Raw genomic sequence first — 18,650 nt, 5'->3', positions numbered from 1 at the left:
TACTTGCAAGCTCATCCCAGAACCTCACTCTCTTCTCTTCGGATCATCCAAAGCCCCAAGCCGGCACTCAGGAAGATCATCAACAATCCACTGATCACGCCCATTGCGGATCCGCCACCGCTGTCATTGGAAACCTGCTTCCGGTCACAACCACAGTTAATGCCGGCATCAAGGGTAACAATGTTCTGCCCGGCGTGGGGAGTGACCGTAACCGTGAACCCGCTACCGTCGGCATCACTATCTCCTGTATCACTTCCCGCATTGGATGGGGTGAAGACATAGCCATCCTCTTGCAAATTCTTTGGGATGATGAAATGCAGCTTATAAGTCTGGCCAGGCTCAACATCGAAGCCGTATTTACCGTTACTGTCAGTGGTGACACTGTGGTTGCCGTGGACATCGGAGACGGGATTGCCGTCGGCATCATAGAGCTCGACAACACCCCCGGCGACCGGAGGTTCACCGGGATCCTGGATCCCGTTTTTATTCTCATCAATCCAAAAGTAATCCCCGATATGGGCAGTGGGGGTGATCCCCGCATCGATTGTCATATCCCGCTCACCCCAACCCAATTCGACAGGTTCAGTACGGTTGCTGAGTCCGCCAACGTTAGAGTCGTTGTCTGCGCTTCCGGCACCTTTTGTGGTGTAGTAGTAATCGCTGTCAAACTCGACCATATATTTGCCCGGTATCTGAATCGTAAAGTCGTAATGACCCTCCGCATCGGTAGTCACCGTCTGCACTACGGTACCGTTCTCATCGAGAAGCCTGACCTCCACGCCGGAAACCCCCGCTTCACCTAGATCCTGAATGCCATTGCCGTCATCATCCATCCAGACGGTGTCACCCAGATGCATTTCACCGAGGAAAGGCATCGTTACCTTCGCCGGGTCACTTTCGATTCCGGCGGCATCCGTAGTAGTATAGGTAAAGACCATTACAGGATTGCCATCGGTCGGATCAACGGTGAGTTTGTCGGGATCGAAGTTTTCAATGACTTGTCCCGCTGTAACCGGCTGACCGTCATAGTAGAAAACACCCGTCGCTGGATCGGGCAGTGTCTTGATCGTAATGGTTGTGGGTGTTCCGTCTTCGTTGTCACTGACCGGCAGTGCAGGAACAGGATATTGTTTGGCGCCGGAAGGGTTGGGCTGAGCCGCTTCAGTCCTGTCTCTGGCAACCGGCTTCTTGTTGATCCCGAAATCAATCTTGGGAATCCCGCTAGTCCCCAGCGCGACATGGATCTTGCCATCGTTGTTTCCGTCGTTACCGTCCCCTTCGTTGTTGAGATGCTCGCCGGTGTTGTTCCAGTTGACAGGCAGCTGGGCGGCCGGAGCCGGATCGTCCGGCGTCCCCTTGATCGTGCTCAGGACAATATCGTATTCGGTATTGGCAGTCACACCATCCGATCCAAGGAACTGGTAGGTACCGTCATCTGCCAAAAGTTTAGAAGCGATCACTTTGCCATCCTCTCTGATCAGATTGACATAGAGAGGCTGGCCGTCAGGCTTGCTGATCGGAGTACCATCCACTTTATTGTTGGTGTTGCCATTGCCGTCATCGTAGAGCGTACCGGAAAGTCCAAGACCGTTGAAGGACAATGTTACCGTCGCCGGGTCACTCTCGACACCAACGGCATCGGTCGTAGTGTAGTGAAAGACCACCGTCTGATCCCCGTCAATCGGATCAACGGTAAGTTTGGAAGGATCGTAATTGGTGATTACCTGTCCAGCGGTGACTGGCTGTCCATTATAGTACAGAGTGGCATTGCTCGGAAGATCCCTGATCGTGATGGTTTTAGGTTTGCCGTCCTCTCTATCGGTGACATTGAGTTCCGGAACCTGTACCTGCGTATCCTGACCCGGGTTGAGCTGTGCAGGCCTACTTGTGTCGTTGGCGACGGGCTTTTTATTGATCCCGAAGTCATCATTCACGGAATCACTTGTACCGACTGCAACGCTCATTACTCCGTCCGGCGTACCGTCGGTACCGTTTCCACTGTTGTTCGGCTGCTCACCGTCGGCGTTGTTCCAATTTGCCGGCAAGGCCGCGGCCGGAGCACTCTGCCCTACGGTTCCCTGGGTTGTACTCAATACCACGCCATAAGTGGTATTGGCAGTCACCCCGTCTGTACCACCAAAGGCATAGGTGCCGTCAGCGGCAACGGGCTGTACTGCCAAAACAGTGCCGTTTGCATCGACCAGATTGGCATACAGCTGTATACCGTCAGGCTTGCTGATCGGCGTTCCATCAATATTGCCGTTGCCGTTTCCATCGTCAAATACGTGGCCTGAAAGCCCAAGCCCTGTAAAGGGCAGGGTTACCGTCGCTTCATCGGAAGTCACTCCGGCAGCATCGGTCACCGTGTACTTGAAGACCACGGTCTGGTCTCCATCCGTCGGATCGACGGTAAGCTTACTGGGATCAAAGTTGTTTATGGTCTGCCCCGCTGTTACCGGCGTACCGTCATAATAGAGAACCCCCGTCGCAGGATCAGGCAGTGTCGTGATCGTGATCGTACTCGGTGTACCGTCTTCCTGATCTGAATAGTCCAGAGCAGGCACGGCCACTTGCGTGCTACCGCCCGGGTTAAGTACAGCCGGTTTGGTCTCATCGTTGGCGACGGGCTTTTTATTGATCCCGAAGTCATTATTCACGGAATCACTTGTACCGACTGCAACGCTCATTACTCCGTCCGGCGTACCGTCGGTACCGTTTCCACTGTTGTTCGGCTGCTCACCGTCGGCGTTGTTCCAATTTGCCGGCAAGGCCGATGTCGTGGTATTTTGAGCAGTCGAAAGCACAACCGAATAGTTACTGTTAGCTCTGACACCATCATCGCCGTCGAAGCTGTAGGCACCGTCATTCGCAACAGGCGCACTGGCAAGTACCGTTCCGTTCTCATCGAGTAGGGTCACGTAGAGCTGGGTCCCGTCAGCTTGACTGATCAGCGTTCCGTCTACATTACCGTTGCCGTTGCCGTCATCAAAGACATGCCCAGAGATAATCGGCGTGTTGATCCCCATATCCACATTGGGATTCGTCTCATCGACACCGAGAGAAACCTGGGCGATTCCATTTGAATCCCCATCGGAATTTTCGCTGTCATCGCCCTGATTCGCTGGGCTCGCTTTGTATCCGGAAGGAATTTCAAAGCGGACCTGATAATTCCCGTGGCTGAGATTGGTAAAGAGGTATTTTCCGTTTGCATCGGTCGTGACCACATAGGGCTGTCCTGTCGTAGGATCATTGACCGGATTGCCGCTTGCATCGAGCAGATCTACTTTGACTCCGGAAATTCCGTGTTCATCATTATCCTGTATCCCGTCTTTGTTTTTGTCGTACCAGACGTAATCACCCAGAGAACTGCCCACGATAGGCACAGCGACCGAGTTGGAAAGGACCGGCAGGGTAATCCCTGTCGCCGAGGCGCCGGCCGAGTTGGAATAGTTGTCACCCATAAGGTTGTCGTCTACTGTTACATGAACGCGGAATTGGCAGATCGCCTGCGCTTCCATCCGTGGTCCCCGTACCCGCACTGCGGTCACCTCGGAATTGTCCGTAAAAGTAAACCCTGTCGAGGGAATGGTACAGCCGTTGGGCCCGTTCGCATCCCCCTGACACCAGATGGAACTGTTGCTGTTTACATCATTGGCATCACCGACTGTCGGTGCGATGTTGATCGTTTTGGGATCAGCATTGGTATAATAGTAGTCAAGCTGATTATAGTCACATTCGGTACTCGAACCGGGATGCTGTCCGAAATCGGCTTCGTGAAAGGCCAGAGTGCCATGATAGTTGGTCGGTACTTTTCTTTTGAGGGCCAAATCATTGAATTGGATCGCGCCGTCATCGCCGTCGCCGATAAACGGAAGAATATCAATGATATCAAGATCGGTGATCTCACCCGATTTTCCATTGCGCACATCCATTCGGAAAAAGATATCTTTGGGATCAGTAGTACGTTCCCGTTTGGAAGGGTAATCGGAATTTTCTTCGGTACTTTTGACGATATTGATCGAAGCGGGAATATCGATTGAGAGACCGATGTCCGCTTTACGCTGCGAAACCGGCGAAGCATCGGAAGGCGCTTCGATTTTGACTACATTGAGGTTGTTCCCGACATTGGCAGCCGCACCGATTCGTACCGTATAGTTCAAATCAGGAATATTGGGAGCGTTCACACCACGCTCTCCCAAATCCCAAATCAACACCTGGTTTTCTCCATCGACACAGGGGGCGGAGGCCGAAGTGATATCGCTCACATCGGCACAGGTACCCAAGATCGGTTCACCGAACTCCTCAGGAGACACAGAGCCCTGCTGATAGTTGAAATCTTTCGGAAGAACATCCGTTACCGTCACATGTTCCGTCAAACCGTTGGAGTTGACATCATCCGTCAGAGACATTTCAAGTGTATAGGTCACTTCGTCTCCGGGACTGGCCGAAGTACGGTTCTCGTGCTTTTTGATACGGACCTTCGGACCGGTAAAGAAGATACGGTCCCCTGTCCCATTTACAAAATTCTCGGGCTGTCCGTTGGCATCGAGCCCATGGGGGATGTAACTGACGGTACTCCACGTTCCCTGATTGCCGTCAAATTTGTGCGTGCCGTAGTTGACCATCATGGCACCGTTCTGAAGCGGCTGATTGTTATCGAGCCTGTTGGCACGGACACGGTGCAGGAGCATCCAGTACTCACGTTGTCCGGGGACCATGACCATATTGGGCTTCAGCTTCCAGCGGATCTTGGTCACAGCGCCGCCGGCGGCTCTTGCCTCATCGATGGTCGGGTACCATTTGTCAGCCGGTGCATTACACTCGGCCTTGATCTTCTCATCTACATTCTCATCCTGGCGATCGCCGTTGTTTGAGGGAAGGAAAGAGGGGTCTTCATAGTCTGCCGCATACTCGATATCGTAGTAATCGCTGATCTTCCCTCCCCTGTACATATGATTGTCCGGATCCCCTTTGTCGGTGTTGCTGGCATAGACGATGAAAGGCAGATCGTCTTCATGGGCATAGCGGGTATCGGTATAGTTGGTGCGTTCACTGTACTTGATGATCTCCATGTAATTCGCATCGATCACATCGCAGAAGCTGTTTTCGGTCTGGTCGATCCCTCCGGTGTTGGCTGCGTAGAGTCGGGAAGACCACTCGTACCCTTTCCCGACAAAACCGTCTCCCTCCCGTGAATGCGCAATACCTGCAGGAGCGTTCCAGACGCTGTTCTTCTCCCCCCAGTAGTATTTGTCAAAACTCCCGGCAGAGTAATACAGGGTATAGTTGCGGTAGTTGTCTTTTTCGCTCTCCCCTTGACCGGCGAAATTGTGATTGCCGCTTGGGGTGACAGGATCGAAATCTTTTGCCGTGTTTTTCGTATGAAGCTCTCCATCATCACAATTCGGGTCTCCGATACCGTATCCGTCACAGTCGACGGTACCATTATCCCCAGCCTTGACATCATCGAGCGGTACAAAGACGGACAGAGTCAGAATCGAAGCGATCGCCCTGTTGACCGGCAGGTCCCTCCCATAATAATCTTTGGTCGGATAGTGATTGAGTGTCGCATCGACATGCTCGATTTTGACATCGACCGTACTCCCTGTCTGGGTACAGGTGGGTGTCTGCTCCCCTTTGGGTTGCGGGATATGACGCTCCGGATACTGGCTGCCCCGGATGCATCCATCACCGATGCAGGTTATAGGCAGATTCGACCCCACATACCCATCTCGGACCGTATCGCTATAGGCACGCCCCGTCGTACGGCAGTCGAGCAGTGTGGCGTGGGGAGCAATTTCCGAAAGATCATCGGTAAAGGTAATGGTCGCATCGTCGCCCAACGATTCATTCCCGAGAAGAGAATATGTATTGTCAGTTTCTCCATTGACTTCATCTGTCTCGATCAGAATACGATAGTCGATGATATAGCCGGTCTCTTCCTGACCGTTGATGGTGACTTTCTGGCCGGAGCGTATACTATAGGCTCCGAATGCTTTATCGAGGTTCCAGCGGGGTGAAGCGGTCACCTTCAGTGAATGTCCATCGGTGGTGTCCTCTTTGGCGGCCGCATTGGGGGCTTCGACTTTGAATTTGATGTCACCCGGTTGTGTACCGTTGGAGGTGCCTCCCAGGACACGGACATTGAAAATGAGGTCCTCTGAGAAAGTTCCCACATCGTTTTTGTCAAAATCTTTGCGCTCGCAGACAATCGTCTGTTTGTCTGCGGAGATACTCGAATGGTCCGGGTTACAGGATCCCGGGATCTCCGTCCACTCATAGTATTTATTGCCATCGGGCGCCACAGGCAGCGTTCCGGTGATCGTCGCCACCTCTTCCGCTCCTCCCGGATTGCCGTTCCAGGTCCAGCCGGCAATCGCCTGAAAGTTGTCATTGGTCCGCACCAGCAGATCGCCAGTGTAATAATCATCCGTCGGGTCATCAACCGTACCATTGTTGTTAAACCCCGGATCATCCGCAAAGTCGCAACCCGGCGTCGGATCAGCCGGACAAACCTGTCTCCCGTTGATCAAATCTGACGTTGTATTCAGAGGACCGACAATCCCTCCTGTCTTTCCATACTTTGTTGTTACATTGACGCTGCTCGCCTCTCCCATCGACACGATCAATGCCATAGCGAAAAGCCATCGCATCCATCCTCTCCTTTTTTCCACTTCCGGCTCCTTGTAAGAAAAACTATAGATTTATCATTGTAGGGTACCGGATATTACAGAGCAATTAAAAAGTGTAAAAAAAAGTTTAAAACAAGTAGAAGGAAGCCCCCTGATGGGGAAAATTAGGAAAGGCGGACTACCTAGAAGTGATAGGCGACACCCAATTGCCAAGTGTTGTCGGTGAAGTTGTTGCGGGTCTTGTCGTGAAAGAGGTTGACATAGTCGGTCCAGATTGACCACCCTTTACGTTTGCCCTCGATGCGCTCATTATCGAAGAAATACTCTCCACCTACACCCCATTGAAATCCGTGCAGATTGTGATGATGATGAGGATGGCCCGGGCAGTCACAGCTCAAACGGCTCCAGCCGTACCCCAGCAGTCCGTAGACATCAAGTCGGTCGGTCAAGGAGTAGCGGGGACGCAGGTAGAGCCCTCCATTGCCCATCTTCATAAAGTCACTCTCCAAAGGAGCCCAGGAGAGGCGGGCCTGTATCCCGAGAAAGGAGTTAAAATCATAGCCCAGCAATCCGGTCAATCCATAGGTATGGTCATAGATCCTCACACCGCCGCCGCAGGGGCAATCCCGACCGAAATAACTCCCCAGCAACCCCAGCCCCGCATAAAGCCCCCAGGGCTCCTCCACCGCTGCTACTGGTGCCACGGCCGGCGCAACATTCTTCCCGGCATAAAGAAAGCTCCCGCCCGTCAGCAGGGCCGCGGCGGTCACTGCTTTGATCAGCTTATCCATCTTCTTTTTTCCTTTAGGCATTACTTGCAAGCTCATCCCAGAACCTCACTCTCTTCTCTTCGGATCATCCAAAGCCCCAAGCCGGCACTCAGGAAGATCATCAGCAATCCACTGACCACGCCCATTGCGGATCCGCCACCGCTGTCGTTGGAAACCTGCTTCCGGTCACAACCGCAGTTAATGCCGGCATCAAGGGTAACAATGTTCTGCCCGGCGTGGGGAGTGACCGTAACCGTGAACCCGCTACCGTCGGCATCACTATCTCCTGTATCACTTCCCGCATTGGATGGGGTGAAGACATAGCCATCCTCTTGCAAATTCTTTGGGATGATGAAATGCAGCTTATAAGTCTGGCCAGGCTCAACATCGAAGCCGTATTTACCGTTACTGTCAGTGGTGACACTGTGGTTGCCGTGGACATCGGAGACGGGATTGCCGTCGGCATCATAGAGCTCGACAACACCCCCGGCGACCGGAGGTTCACCGGGATCCTGGATCCCGTTTTTATTCTCATCAATCCAAAAGTAATCCCCGATATGGGCAGTGGGGGTGATCCCCGCATCGATTGTCATATCCCGCTCACCCCAGTCAAGATGGGTCGTCTCCGTCCGGAAAGTGCTGCGGTTGACATCACTGTCGATCGTATCATCACTCCCGACATTCGGGTCGGTGTAGTAGTACTGATCGTCGAAGCTGACGTAATAGTCTCCCGCTTCCAGGTTACCAAAGTAATATTGGCCGCTGCTATTAGTATCTGTTTCAGCTACAACACTGCCGTCAGCTCGATGGAGCACCACATGCACTCCACTCATCGGGTGATTATCATCCTGTAAGCCATTCATATTGTCATCCATCCAGACGGTGTCACCGATGGCAACTGCCTTGGAAAAGCCGAAATCAAGACTCAAAATATTTTCGGTTCCAATATCCACATAGGTACCTCTATTGTTGTGACTGTGATTATTTTCCTCCGCAAAAGTATCTGCCGAAGCTGTATCATCTTCGGAACCCACCGTGGGGTTTGTATTAGGCGGTGTCGGCGTAGAGACGGTACAGGTACCGATATTGGCGGGGACTTCGATCAGGTAGCGTCCCATCCCGTCGGTCTCCGCACTAAAGTTTTGATCGCCGCATACGGCGGTGACCGTCGCGCCCACAACTGGCTCCTCTCCTGGTTCGTAGATACCGTCGTTGTCATCTTCGATCCAAAGCTGATCCCCGATCTTGACCATTGGGGTGATCGCGAAGTTGACCTGGTTAATATCTGTCGTATCCATACGCACTGCTATACGACCGTCGGCGTTTCCGTCATTTCCGTCTGGATTCTTTGATTCGATATTCTCTCCATCATAGTGGCCACATCCCTCGGGGAGCGTCGCTTCAGGCGCAGGATCACCCGCTTCACCCCGAATAGTCGAGAGGATCAATGTATAGTCACTATTGGCAACTACGCCATCATCATAATGAAAGGCGTAACTACCGTCCTGATCAAGCGGTACGGCTGAAAGAACATTTCCGTTGCTATCCACAAGGTTGACATAGAGAGGGGTCTCTCCATCGCAACTTTGAGATACTGGCGTACCGTTTACCTTGTCGTCTCGTGTCATATCCAGATAGAGATTTCCGGAAATATTTACTGTCCTGAAGGGGGCCTCAAAGACAGCCTCATCGGAAGTGCGGCAGGCTTTATCCAAGGCACGATAGATGAAAGTCGCAACTACGTCACCGTCATCTGGATCGATACTGAATGACGAAATATCAGGACTAGGAATCACATCATTGATATGGACCTGGTTCGAATTATAATAAAGCTGTCCATTAGAAATGGAGCTGATGCGGATTGCGACTTCAGAGGTGTCTTCCAAGTCATCAATATAATGTGACGTCGGATTGCCGGAGAGATCAAACTGCACTGCCGTATTGCCTCCGGGATTTAATTCGAGGGGACGAATGTATCCACTGGCTCTAGGCTCTTTGTTGAGGGAGAAGTCGATCTCACTCACATTTGAAGTATTGACATCTATGCTGATCACCCCGTCGACGGTTCCGTCGTGTCCTGGATTATTATCCGGATCAATCTGCTCTCCCTCGTAATGCCAACCTTGAGGCAATAAAGAATCGGGAGCATCAGAACCCGGGATACATCCCTCTTGAGTAACAATAACTTTGTAAGTCGTATTGGGATGAATATAGCGGTCGAAATCGTAAGTACCGTTACTAAGGGTCTGGGTATCGACTACTTTGCCATCCGGTCCGATCAGACAAACATTCAGAGCCGTACCATCGAGGGAACTAATGGGGGTGCCGTCAACTTGATTGTCACTGGTGGCACATTCGCTGCTCGAAGCCACACCATCCGCATCGTCGTAAACCTTACCGGAGAGATGCAGGGGCTTACAGACCGCAAAACCGGCTGCGGCTAGGGCAGAACGTGTCTGACAGTGAACATCCGGGCCCGCCAAATGGGTGATGACGAGTCGCTTGATGGGAATAAAGTTAGAGGTCAATACGATGTGCCCATTGGTACTGTTGGGGGTTACTCCGGGCCCATGAGCCACATCTCCACCATTATAATGATCCGGATCAGTATGGACGGTACCGTTGGCATCCACGATTAGTCCGGCACCGCTGTTGCCGATTTTGGTCTCGACCTCCACCGGTTGATTGTTCGCATCGTAGGCTTCAACCTTGATACCGTCTTGCCAATTCCAATTGGGTTCATCATTACGAATGTCACCCGAATCCACATCCCGGAGGCGCCAATTGTCCAGAATGACCGGATCAGAGAAGTCAACCTCAAGCTGATAAGACTCCCCTGCCACCAAGTCATAGCTGTGTGCGGCACAATCTTGAGCGCTGTAGTTGCCGTCACCCGGTTGATCCTGATCCCCGAGGTAGAGGGTCAAATAAGGCTTGCCGAATGCGGCATTCGTACCAGAGTCACTAGGGTTGAACTCCTCATTGTTATCGTTGATGATTTCCATAGTGACATCGACAGGAATCCCGCCTTCCGTGGTAAAGGTCTTAGCGCTAGCCATATTGTTGCCATCCCAGGATGATGCCGTCCCCACATTCGCTCCCTCCCAAGTCAGAGAGGTGGGATTTGCACAAGTAGCCGTAGTCTTGGGATCGCGATTCTCTTCGCTAGGAAGCGTATAGGGGAAATCCTGTTCAGCACAAGTGTTGGGCGTACCGTTGGGGGTACTCTCTTGAACTTGTATCCTCACGGCACTCCCCGGAGGATTACTCCAAACTGCTCCTTCGGGGATATCTGTATCCGTCGTGTCGATAGCCATCTGAACTTGGCCGGTAGGGACCCCCGTCAAAGAGAACGATCCATGAGCATCGGTCTCTGTAGCGTAATGGTTTCCGTAGGCATCAGTGATCTTGATCGTGATATGCGCAGGGGCACGCTGATCAGTTGAATCCAACGCTCCATTACCGTTAACATCTTCATAGAGGATACCGGTTAGACACCCGAGGGCGGGCTGAATCCCAAAATCCAAATCATGATTATTGCTCGCCGTGGTGCTAAACTCAATGACAGCAAATCCATTCCTGTCTTCGGCATCATTATCATGCTGATCCTCAGTATTGTTGTTGACATCTTTCGTTGTCGGAGGTTTACCGTTGACTTCGCTCTCATCAATGCTAAGGCGACAGTTCTGTCCGCTACGGAGGGTCTTACCGTTGGCAAGGTTTACATTGTTCAGGCCGCCGAAGTAATAATGACCTTTGCTGTCCGTCGTTGCGGTACCGTAAGAAACGTAGCTTTGGCCTTCCTCACACTCCAGTGTAACATTCACATCAGAGAAAGCCGGTTCGTTGGGATCTTGGATACCGTTTTGATTAATATCCATCCAAACATAATCCCCTACTTCAATAGGCGCGGGATCACACAGAAGTTCCACGTCTCCCATACCACCTGCTTTCGAACCATAAGTTTCACGTTCCCCGCCATCAGACATTTTCCGATTGTCAATTACTGCCTGAGCACCGATCTTGTCTCCGCTCGTGTTATCGTAATTACCGATCGCTCCCGGCTGATACCAGTTAGTAGCATCGATCATTCCCACGATAATGTTGGATGCACCGGGCTTCTGGGCCAAAGCACCTGAAGCGGTCTCAGGGTGTCCATGCTCCCCATGATTGGATCCGTAGAAATCCCCTACATAAAACTCTTTATAAATCGTGGGATTGCCATCATATTGCTCGGTATGGGTCTGGCAGTCTGTATGAGCTATGTCGGAATCTTCATCCGTATAACTTCCATTCGCGTTGTAGCACATTTTCCGAATATCACCACGTAATAAATTATAACGGTTGTAAGTCTGCCGACTCGTGTAACCCAGAACCAAATCCCCACGATTGGTAAACTCGATATCGGTCAACATGGGTGCGTCATAATTTTCATCATTTCCATTGGACCAGTTCGTATAGCGGTAACCGTCTCCCTCAGATTTGTTGGCAGGTTCGTATGCGCGAGCACGTAAATAACGCAGTGAATTGGTTCGGGCAACGGTTTGGAAGGCTGCACCATCATATTTTTGGATTGCGGCACCTAAATCCGTAGTATAGTCACCTGTGTCAATCTTATCCTCACAGACAGACCCGATAAAGACATCATTTCCCCTTACCTTGAGGGCCCAGGGACGGACCTTTTCATCATTACAATCATTTCCATATGGGTTGGGAATTGAGATAGAGTCAATGATAGTACCATCGGAAGCATCAATCACTACCAACTTCTTATTCTTTAAATTGACCGTGTAGAGTTTTGTTTCATCTTCACTGATATCCAGGTCCCCCAAGCCTTGCCGACCGGCATAATGAACTACATCCGTGTCTTGATTGTAACCGTAGTCTCTATTGTGTAAACGATCAGCAGCTGTCGATGTCAGTACGTCAGGGACAACAGCAAAAGGCGATACTGTGTTTGTCTGTGTATCAATCTTGTATATAGTACCTGCTGACCGCTGTACAGCATCGGAAGAAGTTTCATCCTTAAGTGGTACATACCGTTTAAGCGCGGCAGAGACGAAAAGGTTTTTACCTCCTTTCTGCCAGGCCGCTCCCCAGATTGCACCCGTCTGAGCAACTTGTGCAAGCTTTGAACGTTTTGCATTGATACTATTGTTATCGTTAAAAACTCCATTTTTCGGTGCAGGCACTTTAAAAACCGTACCAAAATCATTTGGCGGTGGCGTCCCTCCGCCTGCATGATAATTTCCTGCAGTATAGTACCCCGGAAGAGCCGCCATCACAACATCGGGGTTATCCTGACAATAGGTTGCCGGGGAACCGGCTGAAATATTGTGTGTAGTGCCATCAGCAACGATATCTACCAAGGGAGACGAAGAACCGACCGCATTGCTTGCAGAACCAAGACCCGCACTACTTACATCTGCCTCAACACGACATTTACTTCCTGCGGGAAATCCCGTGAGCGTGTAAGAGCCGTCAGCATCCGTTATGGCCTGATAGCTATTACCATCATTACATACGGCGGTAATCGTCGCACCGATTACCGGCGCATCGCCTCCATCTTTGACACCATTGAAATTGAAGTCCTTATAGACGACACCTTGGATATCTGCAAAAAGCGAAAGACTAGACAAGCTGAAAAGCATCAGCACTTTACCCATCCTCAAGCCTTTTAAATGAATATAATGCAAGATTTTTCCCTTTATATTTAATTTAAATTTAATTCGAATTATACAAATATCTATTTAGAATCACCTTTTCATATTTAATTTTAAATATATGTTTTATATAAGATATAAATAATTATCTCTTATATAGTGCCCGCCAAGTAACCTTGACACCATTGACGATAAAAATTTCACGTCTTGTTTGGGAGTCCTCGTTCAGAAACTTATTAAATTTATTGCTATAGTTGGTGTACTGATATAGATAGGCTTAACGTAGAGAGGATTTTGAAAGCCGCATAATATTCCACTTCCGTGAACGGGTCGTTCTACTCGCTTCGTATTCAATGCGATATTCCCGGCCGTGCTCCGCCACCAATGAGTAGTTGAAGGGAATCGCCTCAAGCCGCAGTTTATCAGGTCCCAGGATACGAATACGCCGGATGTGCAGTTGTGGGTCAGGGAGTTCCAGGACCTTCACGGGAGGGCCCTCGAGTCGGCCCTTCTGGATGGGGAAAGCATAGAGAGCATTGTCCCGTGCGGAACCGGCCAGGAGAAGTTTTTCACCGGAGCTATGAGCCAAAGCAATCGTCAACGCATCGAAACCGGGAAGCTCCTGGAGAATCTGCCCTGACCGGGGATTGAGATGGTAGATGACTCCTTTTTGGGAGCGGTAGTCGCTCTCATCCAGAGAAGAGGTCCACAGGGTCCCATCCTCGCAATCATAAGCGAGTGAAATCAACCCGTAGGGGTTGCGGGCAGAGGGGTGGATATCTTCGAAACGCTTAAGGGGAGAAAGCCGGCCTGTTTGACTATCCATTTTATAGAGAAAACGCTGATGTTCGAAGGTAGTTGGCTCAATGCTGATGAAAGGCATAGGCGCTAAATAGAGATTTCCCATAGGATCGAGAGCATAGGTGCCCAGGGGGCCGAAGCGCTCCCACTCCTTGCGATGAAGGACCCGTCCGAAGCGGGGGCCGTAGAGAAAAGCGATTCCCCGGTAGGCGCGCTGGGTCAGGTCGATACGGATTGGGGTCCGGCCAAGCTGCCGGCTGAGGAAAGCCGGAGGACGGGCACAGCGGCGAAGAGGAAGGATCGGACCGCTCAAGACGGCGGGAGTGGCAGTGGGAGTGGGCTTAGCAGGAGCAGCAGAATGCCTGAACTTGAGTAAAACAGCAAAGAGGATTCCCACCGCCGCCAGGGCCAAAAGGATCGGGACTAATCGTCTCATCGTTTCTCCTCTTTGACGGAAGAGACCGGCACGAAGCGGGGCCCGACGGTGCAGGGCCAGACCCGCACATGCATATTGCCGTCCTCTCCGATCACAGTGTCGGCCCAGCAGTATTCGTGGCCGGGTCGGTCATCGTTACGGATCCGCGGGATGTACCAGAGCACCAGGTTTGCTCCTCCGGCGATCGATTCCGGAGGTGTGATGAAGCGCTCGGGGCCATCCTCGTCGAGTTTGCAGCAGGAACCCAGGGTCAACATATCCGTATCCCCCTCTTCACGATGAAAACGGGTCACAAAAAGTGAGGCGTGATCCCCCCGGCTCCCGTCGTGGAACTGTCCGTGATTGGGTTCGATATAGTAACCAGCCGCGGGATCATTCACCGGAGCGATACGGTAAGGAAAACGCCCGAGGTAGGCATCCGAAACCTCATCGGTGCGGCTCACCCCTTCGTGCTCCCAGAGATGCCAGCCGCTGCCGTTGTAGTCGGCGAAACTCTCGTGCTCCCCATCTCCCAGATCGGTATCGATGCGCATCACAGGCCGGTAAATGGCATGGTCGGCGCACCCTCGGCCTTTGTTGACACCGACGACACGGAAGGAGCCGTCTTTGTAAAATTCATAACGGTTCTCATAGCGGTAGTTGCACGCCATCGGCCATTTGGGATTGCGAAAATCCTGGGTGAGCATAAAGCCTTTACCCCCGGGCAAATCCCGGATCTGGGGACCGTTGAAGGCCAGGACCACAGAGGTGGAAAACATGGGACACCCCATCGCATCATTGTAGCCGAAGAGATAGCGGTCCCCCTCTCCCCGAACAAACTCCACCCGATGCCCGGCTAGGGTCACGGGATGGGAAGTATCGAGCCGCTCCCCTCCCCGTTCCTGATAAGCTACGTGCCAGTCGACGATCTTGGCCGAACGGAGAACCGGATGTCCCCGGAAGCTCACATCCCGGATCTCCAGGCCGTCCGATCCGGTCAAATGGTAAGTGATCTTCCATCCGTCACGCTCGATGTGCTGATCTTTCTGACAGAAGTTCTCCATAATGTAGCGGTTTTGGAGTGCCCGCTCGGAGATGCAGGCGGGAGTGGTGGTCTTGCCCAGGCCTGCCCACTTGGCGGCAGCCAGGCGCATCCGGGTCAGATCCACCACCGCCCAAAGCGCCTGGGCCTTGTCGGGCTGGGCGAAGGTGGGGGCGACGCAGAGATGGGTACTGTCTTCACAGGGAGACTCTTTCATCGTTCCCCGGACGTTGGCCATGGTGATCTCATCGGGTGCGGGGGTGTGTCCCAGTTCGCGGCGGACCTCCGGCGCTTTGAGGGCGATGGCTTTGGCGATACGGGTCAGCCGCAGGCTGATATCTGGCTGGCTCTGAGGGAAACGCTCCACAGAGAGGACCTTCATCCCGTCGCTGTCGACGATGGCCCGGGTGGTGGTATTGGTGACGAAATTGTACTTCTCTGCCTGATAGCAGTGGTGTTTGCTGCAGATCGGGCGAAGCTTATCGGGGAGCGCACTGACGAGCGCGGGGAGGATCCGCATCATATCGTTGTGGAGGATCTTGCCGCCGGAGCGGGTATCGGCCAGGAATTTGGGATCGTGCAACAAAAGCTGCTGCACCCTCCTCGCCCGTTCATCGAGCTCGTTGTCGGACAGAGGCAAAAAGCCCTCTCCTCTTCGGATGGACTCCTTCAATTCTTTCAGATAACGGCGCACTTCCGGGATATCGGCATAGACGCTGGCGTTATACTCGGGGAGGATGATCCGTTCAGCTGGGGCTGAGGTAGGTGCGGAAGCCGCCGTGGCCGGAGTGCTCGGAGAAGGCGAAGCGGATTTTGGGCCTACAAACCAAAAAATGACGGCGGCAACGATCCCCGCAACAAGAATGACCAGGGCGATTTTGTTCTCTTTTTTCATCAAACTTCAACGATCCATTTCAAAAAAATAAGGGGGTTGACTCTCGATCTGGATTATAGCACCCAGGGATAAAAGGAAAAGCCCAATACTGAAAACAAGAAGGGTCCTATCCCTCCATGCTTGGGCAGAGAATAGCGGCACCAGGGGGGAGAGGAGAAAAAGAGCCATAAAGAGATGCTGCACCCGGAAACCGTGCCAGGCATCGAGCCAGGAAGCTACCGCCGCGACTCCTACAGCGAAGAGCGCCTGCTGCCATCCTTTTTCGGGCGTGGTCCGTGGATCCGTGAGCATAAAAAGGATGAAGACGATGAAGGAGACGGAAAAGAAACGATAAATCACTGTCTCCGGGATCAGAGTGGGATCGGAGGCTCCCACCCATCGAAGCTGAAAAAAGAGATAGGCCAGGCTGAAGCACAGAGGGATGATCCAGCGCCCGACCCGCAGGAGTATCAAAGCCCCCAGAAGCAGCACCGCCGCCCCCAGCCATCGCTCGTGGCCTAGCTGTCCCAGGACGATGTGGGCCTGGCGGTAAAAGAGGAGCAGCCCCAGGATCAGGGCGAAGTTGGAGGGGTTGTAGAAATGGCGCCCTTTGCGGACCAAAAGATGCTTCTGTGCCAATCCCGCCACGATCAAAAACGCCAGGATCCAAAGCCGGGGAGCGACCATCATCAGCATCACCCCTGCGGCGGTATTGAGTGCGGAATAGGAGAGGTATTCCACTCTCCCCCGACGCCAATAGATCAGCAGATGCTCCGTAACGGCAGCGATGAAAAAGAGAAAGAGGATATGGCTCCAGGGAAGATAGAGATGCGCGGCGTATTTACCCAAAAGAAGGATCAGCAGCAGATTGAGCAGCTGCTGGAGCTGGGGGTGGAAGCGCTTGCAAAAGGAACGAAATCGGGTCACGGCCTCAATTCGAGTCCCTCCAGCCACTCCCGCATCTGCCCGATCTGTTCTCGGGTGCGCACGGTGGCGGTGCCCCCTTCGGAGGCGCGGGCGTTCATCGAAGCCCGATTGTCGAGAAGCGTGCAGGCTTCCGGGGCGATGCGTGCATCGACCTCCGCCAACTCTTCGGGAGTCATCTGGGAAATATCCTTGCCCAACTCCTCCGCCCGGTTGACGACGTTTCCGACGATATGGTAAGCGTCCCGGAAAGGGAGTCCCGCCTCCCGCACCAGCCAGTCGGCCAGGTCCGTGGCGGTGAGGTGCCCCCTCATGCAGGCGCGCTCCATCGCCTCACGGTCGACGCTCATTTCGTCGATCATCTCCCGCAGCACCCGCAGGGAGAGCTCGGCGGTATGCACACTGTCGAAGACCCCTTCCTTGTCCTCCTGGGTATCTTTGTTGTAGGCCAGAGGCAAGCCCTTCATCACCGTCAACAGGCTCACCAGATTGCCGTAGGCCCGTCCGGTCTTGCCCCGCAGCAGCTCGGGGATATCCGGGTTTTTCTTCTGGGGCATGATGGAGCTGCCGGTGGCGTGCTTGTCCGAAAGACGTACGAAACCGAATTCGCTGGTGCTCCAGAGGATCAGCTCTTCGCTGAGGCGGCTGATGTGCATCATCATCGTCGCGATGTTAAAAAGGATCTCCAGAGCGAAATCCCGGTCGCTGACGCTGTCGAGGCAGTTGAGGGTGGGGGCGCGGAAGCCCAGCTCTTTGGCCGTCATCTGCCGGTCGACGGGGTGAGGCGTTCCGGCCAGGGCGGCGCAGCCGAGGGGGGAGAGGTTGTTGCGCTCATAGGAGTCGAGGAAACGCTCCAAGTCCCGGCGGAACATCGATGCGTAGGCCATCAAATGATACCCCAGGTTCGTCGGCTGGGCATGCTGGAGGTGGGTCATCCCCGGCAACAGGGTCTCGGCATGCTCTTCGGCCCGTTCCAGGAGCGTAGTGATCAACTTCCGCAGGAGTGCGGCGATCTGCAGATCGTGGCGCAGCACATACATCCGGAAATCCACCGCCACCTGATCGTTCCGGCTGCGGGCGGTATGGAGCCGCTTGCCCGCATCACCGACGATCTCAGTCAGCCGCCGTTCCACCGCCATATGGATATCCTCATCCCCGCCGTCGAGGCTGAAGGCTCCGCTCTCGATCTCTTCGAGGACCTGACGGAGCCCCTTCTCGATGGCTTCATAATCTTCAGCCGAGATGATCCCCTGCTCTTTGAGCATCCGGGCGTGGGCCAGAGAACCGCGGATATCTTCACGGTAGAGGGCCTTGTCGAAGGGGAGGGAGTCGTTGAGCTCCTTGAGTAGCGCCGAGCTCTCAGCGGAGATCCGGGCGGAAGCGATCTTTTTGGACATAGCGAACCTTTGCAAGCAAAAATAGTGACGCTATTTTAGCTAATTGGTCATTAGTCACTGGTCATTGGTCATTGGGAAAATTTTTTCAATAGGAATATGTTCCATCGAGAAATGGACATTGAAATCAGGAGA

General features: G+C 52.9%; 7 protein-coding genes. All 7 read right to left on the bottom strand.

The annotated features are described in order from the left end of the window. Positions 1-11 precede the first annotated feature (11 nt). The gene (locus tag NITSA_RS11665) at positions 12-6,674 is read right to left on the bottom strand and encodes an SdrD B-like domain-containing protein (protein ID WP_148224917.1); all 6,663 of its coding nucleotides are present in this window, start codon (positions 6,672-6,674) and stop codon (positions 12-14) included. Positions 6,675-6,814: 140 nt separating this feature from the next. Further along, positions 6,815-7,423: an outer membrane beta-barrel protein gene (locus tag NITSA_RS01635; RefSeq protein WP_013553287.1), complete on the bottom strand. Its 609-nt coding sequence runs from the start codon at positions 7,421-7,423 to the stop codon at positions 6,815-6,817. A 32-nt stretch (positions 7,424-7,455) separates the two neighbouring features. Next, positions 7,456-13,098, bottom strand: coding sequence for an SdrD B-like domain-containing protein (locus NITSA_RS01630; RefSeq protein ID WP_148224916.1), 5,643 nt, complete (start codon positions 13,096-13,098; stop codon positions 7,456-7,458). Between the two features lie 244 nt (positions 13,099-13,342). Next, positions 13,343-14,302: a hypothetical protein gene (locus NITSA_RS01625; protein ID WP_013553285.1), complete on the bottom strand. Its 960-nt coding sequence runs from the start codon at positions 14,300-14,302 to the stop codon at positions 13,343-13,345. Further along, on the bottom strand, positions 14,299-16,218 hold the full coding sequence (locus NITSA_RS01620) for a hypothetical protein (protein ID WP_013553284.1): 1,920 nt from the start codon (positions 16,216-16,218) through the stop codon (positions 14,299-14,301). Before NITSA_RS01620 ends, NITSA_RS01625 begins: the two co-directional genes overlap by 4 nt. Positions 16,219-16,224: 6 nt before the next feature. Then, positions 16,225-17,124: an RnfABCDGE type electron transport complex subunit D gene (locus NITSA_RS01615; protein ID WP_013553283.1), complete on the bottom strand. Its 900-nt coding sequence runs from the start codon at positions 17,122-17,124 to the stop codon at positions 16,225-16,227. Beyond that, positions 17,121-18,518 carry an argininosuccinate lyase gene (argH, locus tag NITSA_RS01610; RefSeq protein ID WP_013553282.1) on the bottom strand — a complete coding sequence of 466 codons (1,398 nt, stop codon included), beginning with the start codon at positions 18,516-18,518 and terminating at the stop codon, positions 17,121-17,123. The genes NITSA_RS01615 and argH overlap by 4 nt, the downstream gene beginning before the upstream one ends. Between the last annotated feature and the right edge of the window lie 132 nt (positions 18,519-18,650).

This window comes from Nitratifractor salsuginis DSM 16511 (genome assembly GCF_000186245.1).
Classification (GTDB): Bacteria; Campylobacterota; Campylobacteria; order Campylobacterales; family Sulfurovaceae; genus Nitratifractor; species Nitratifractor salsuginis.
Note: the sequence above shows the minus strand (reverse complement) of the source record. Positions and strands in the feature narration are given on the sequence as shown.

Bases quoted from the DNA above. Each gene is read 5' to 3' on its own strand.
- NITSA_RS01625 (WP_013553285.1), bottom strand. From the start codon at position 14,302: ATGAGACGATTAGTCCCGATCCTTTTGGCCCTGGCGGCGGTGGGAATC.
- NITSA_RS01620 (WP_013553284.1), bottom strand. From the start codon at position 16,218: ATGAAAAAAGAGAACAAAATCGCCCTGGTCATTCTTGTTGCGGGGATC.
- argH (WP_013553282.1), bottom strand. From the start codon at position 18,518: ATGTCCAAAAAGATCGCTTCCGCCCGGATCTCCGCTGAGAGCTCGGCG.
- NITSA_RS01635 (WP_013553287.1), bottom strand. From the start codon at position 7,423: ATGGATAAGCTGATCAAAGCAGTGACCGCCGCGGCCCTGCTGACGGGC.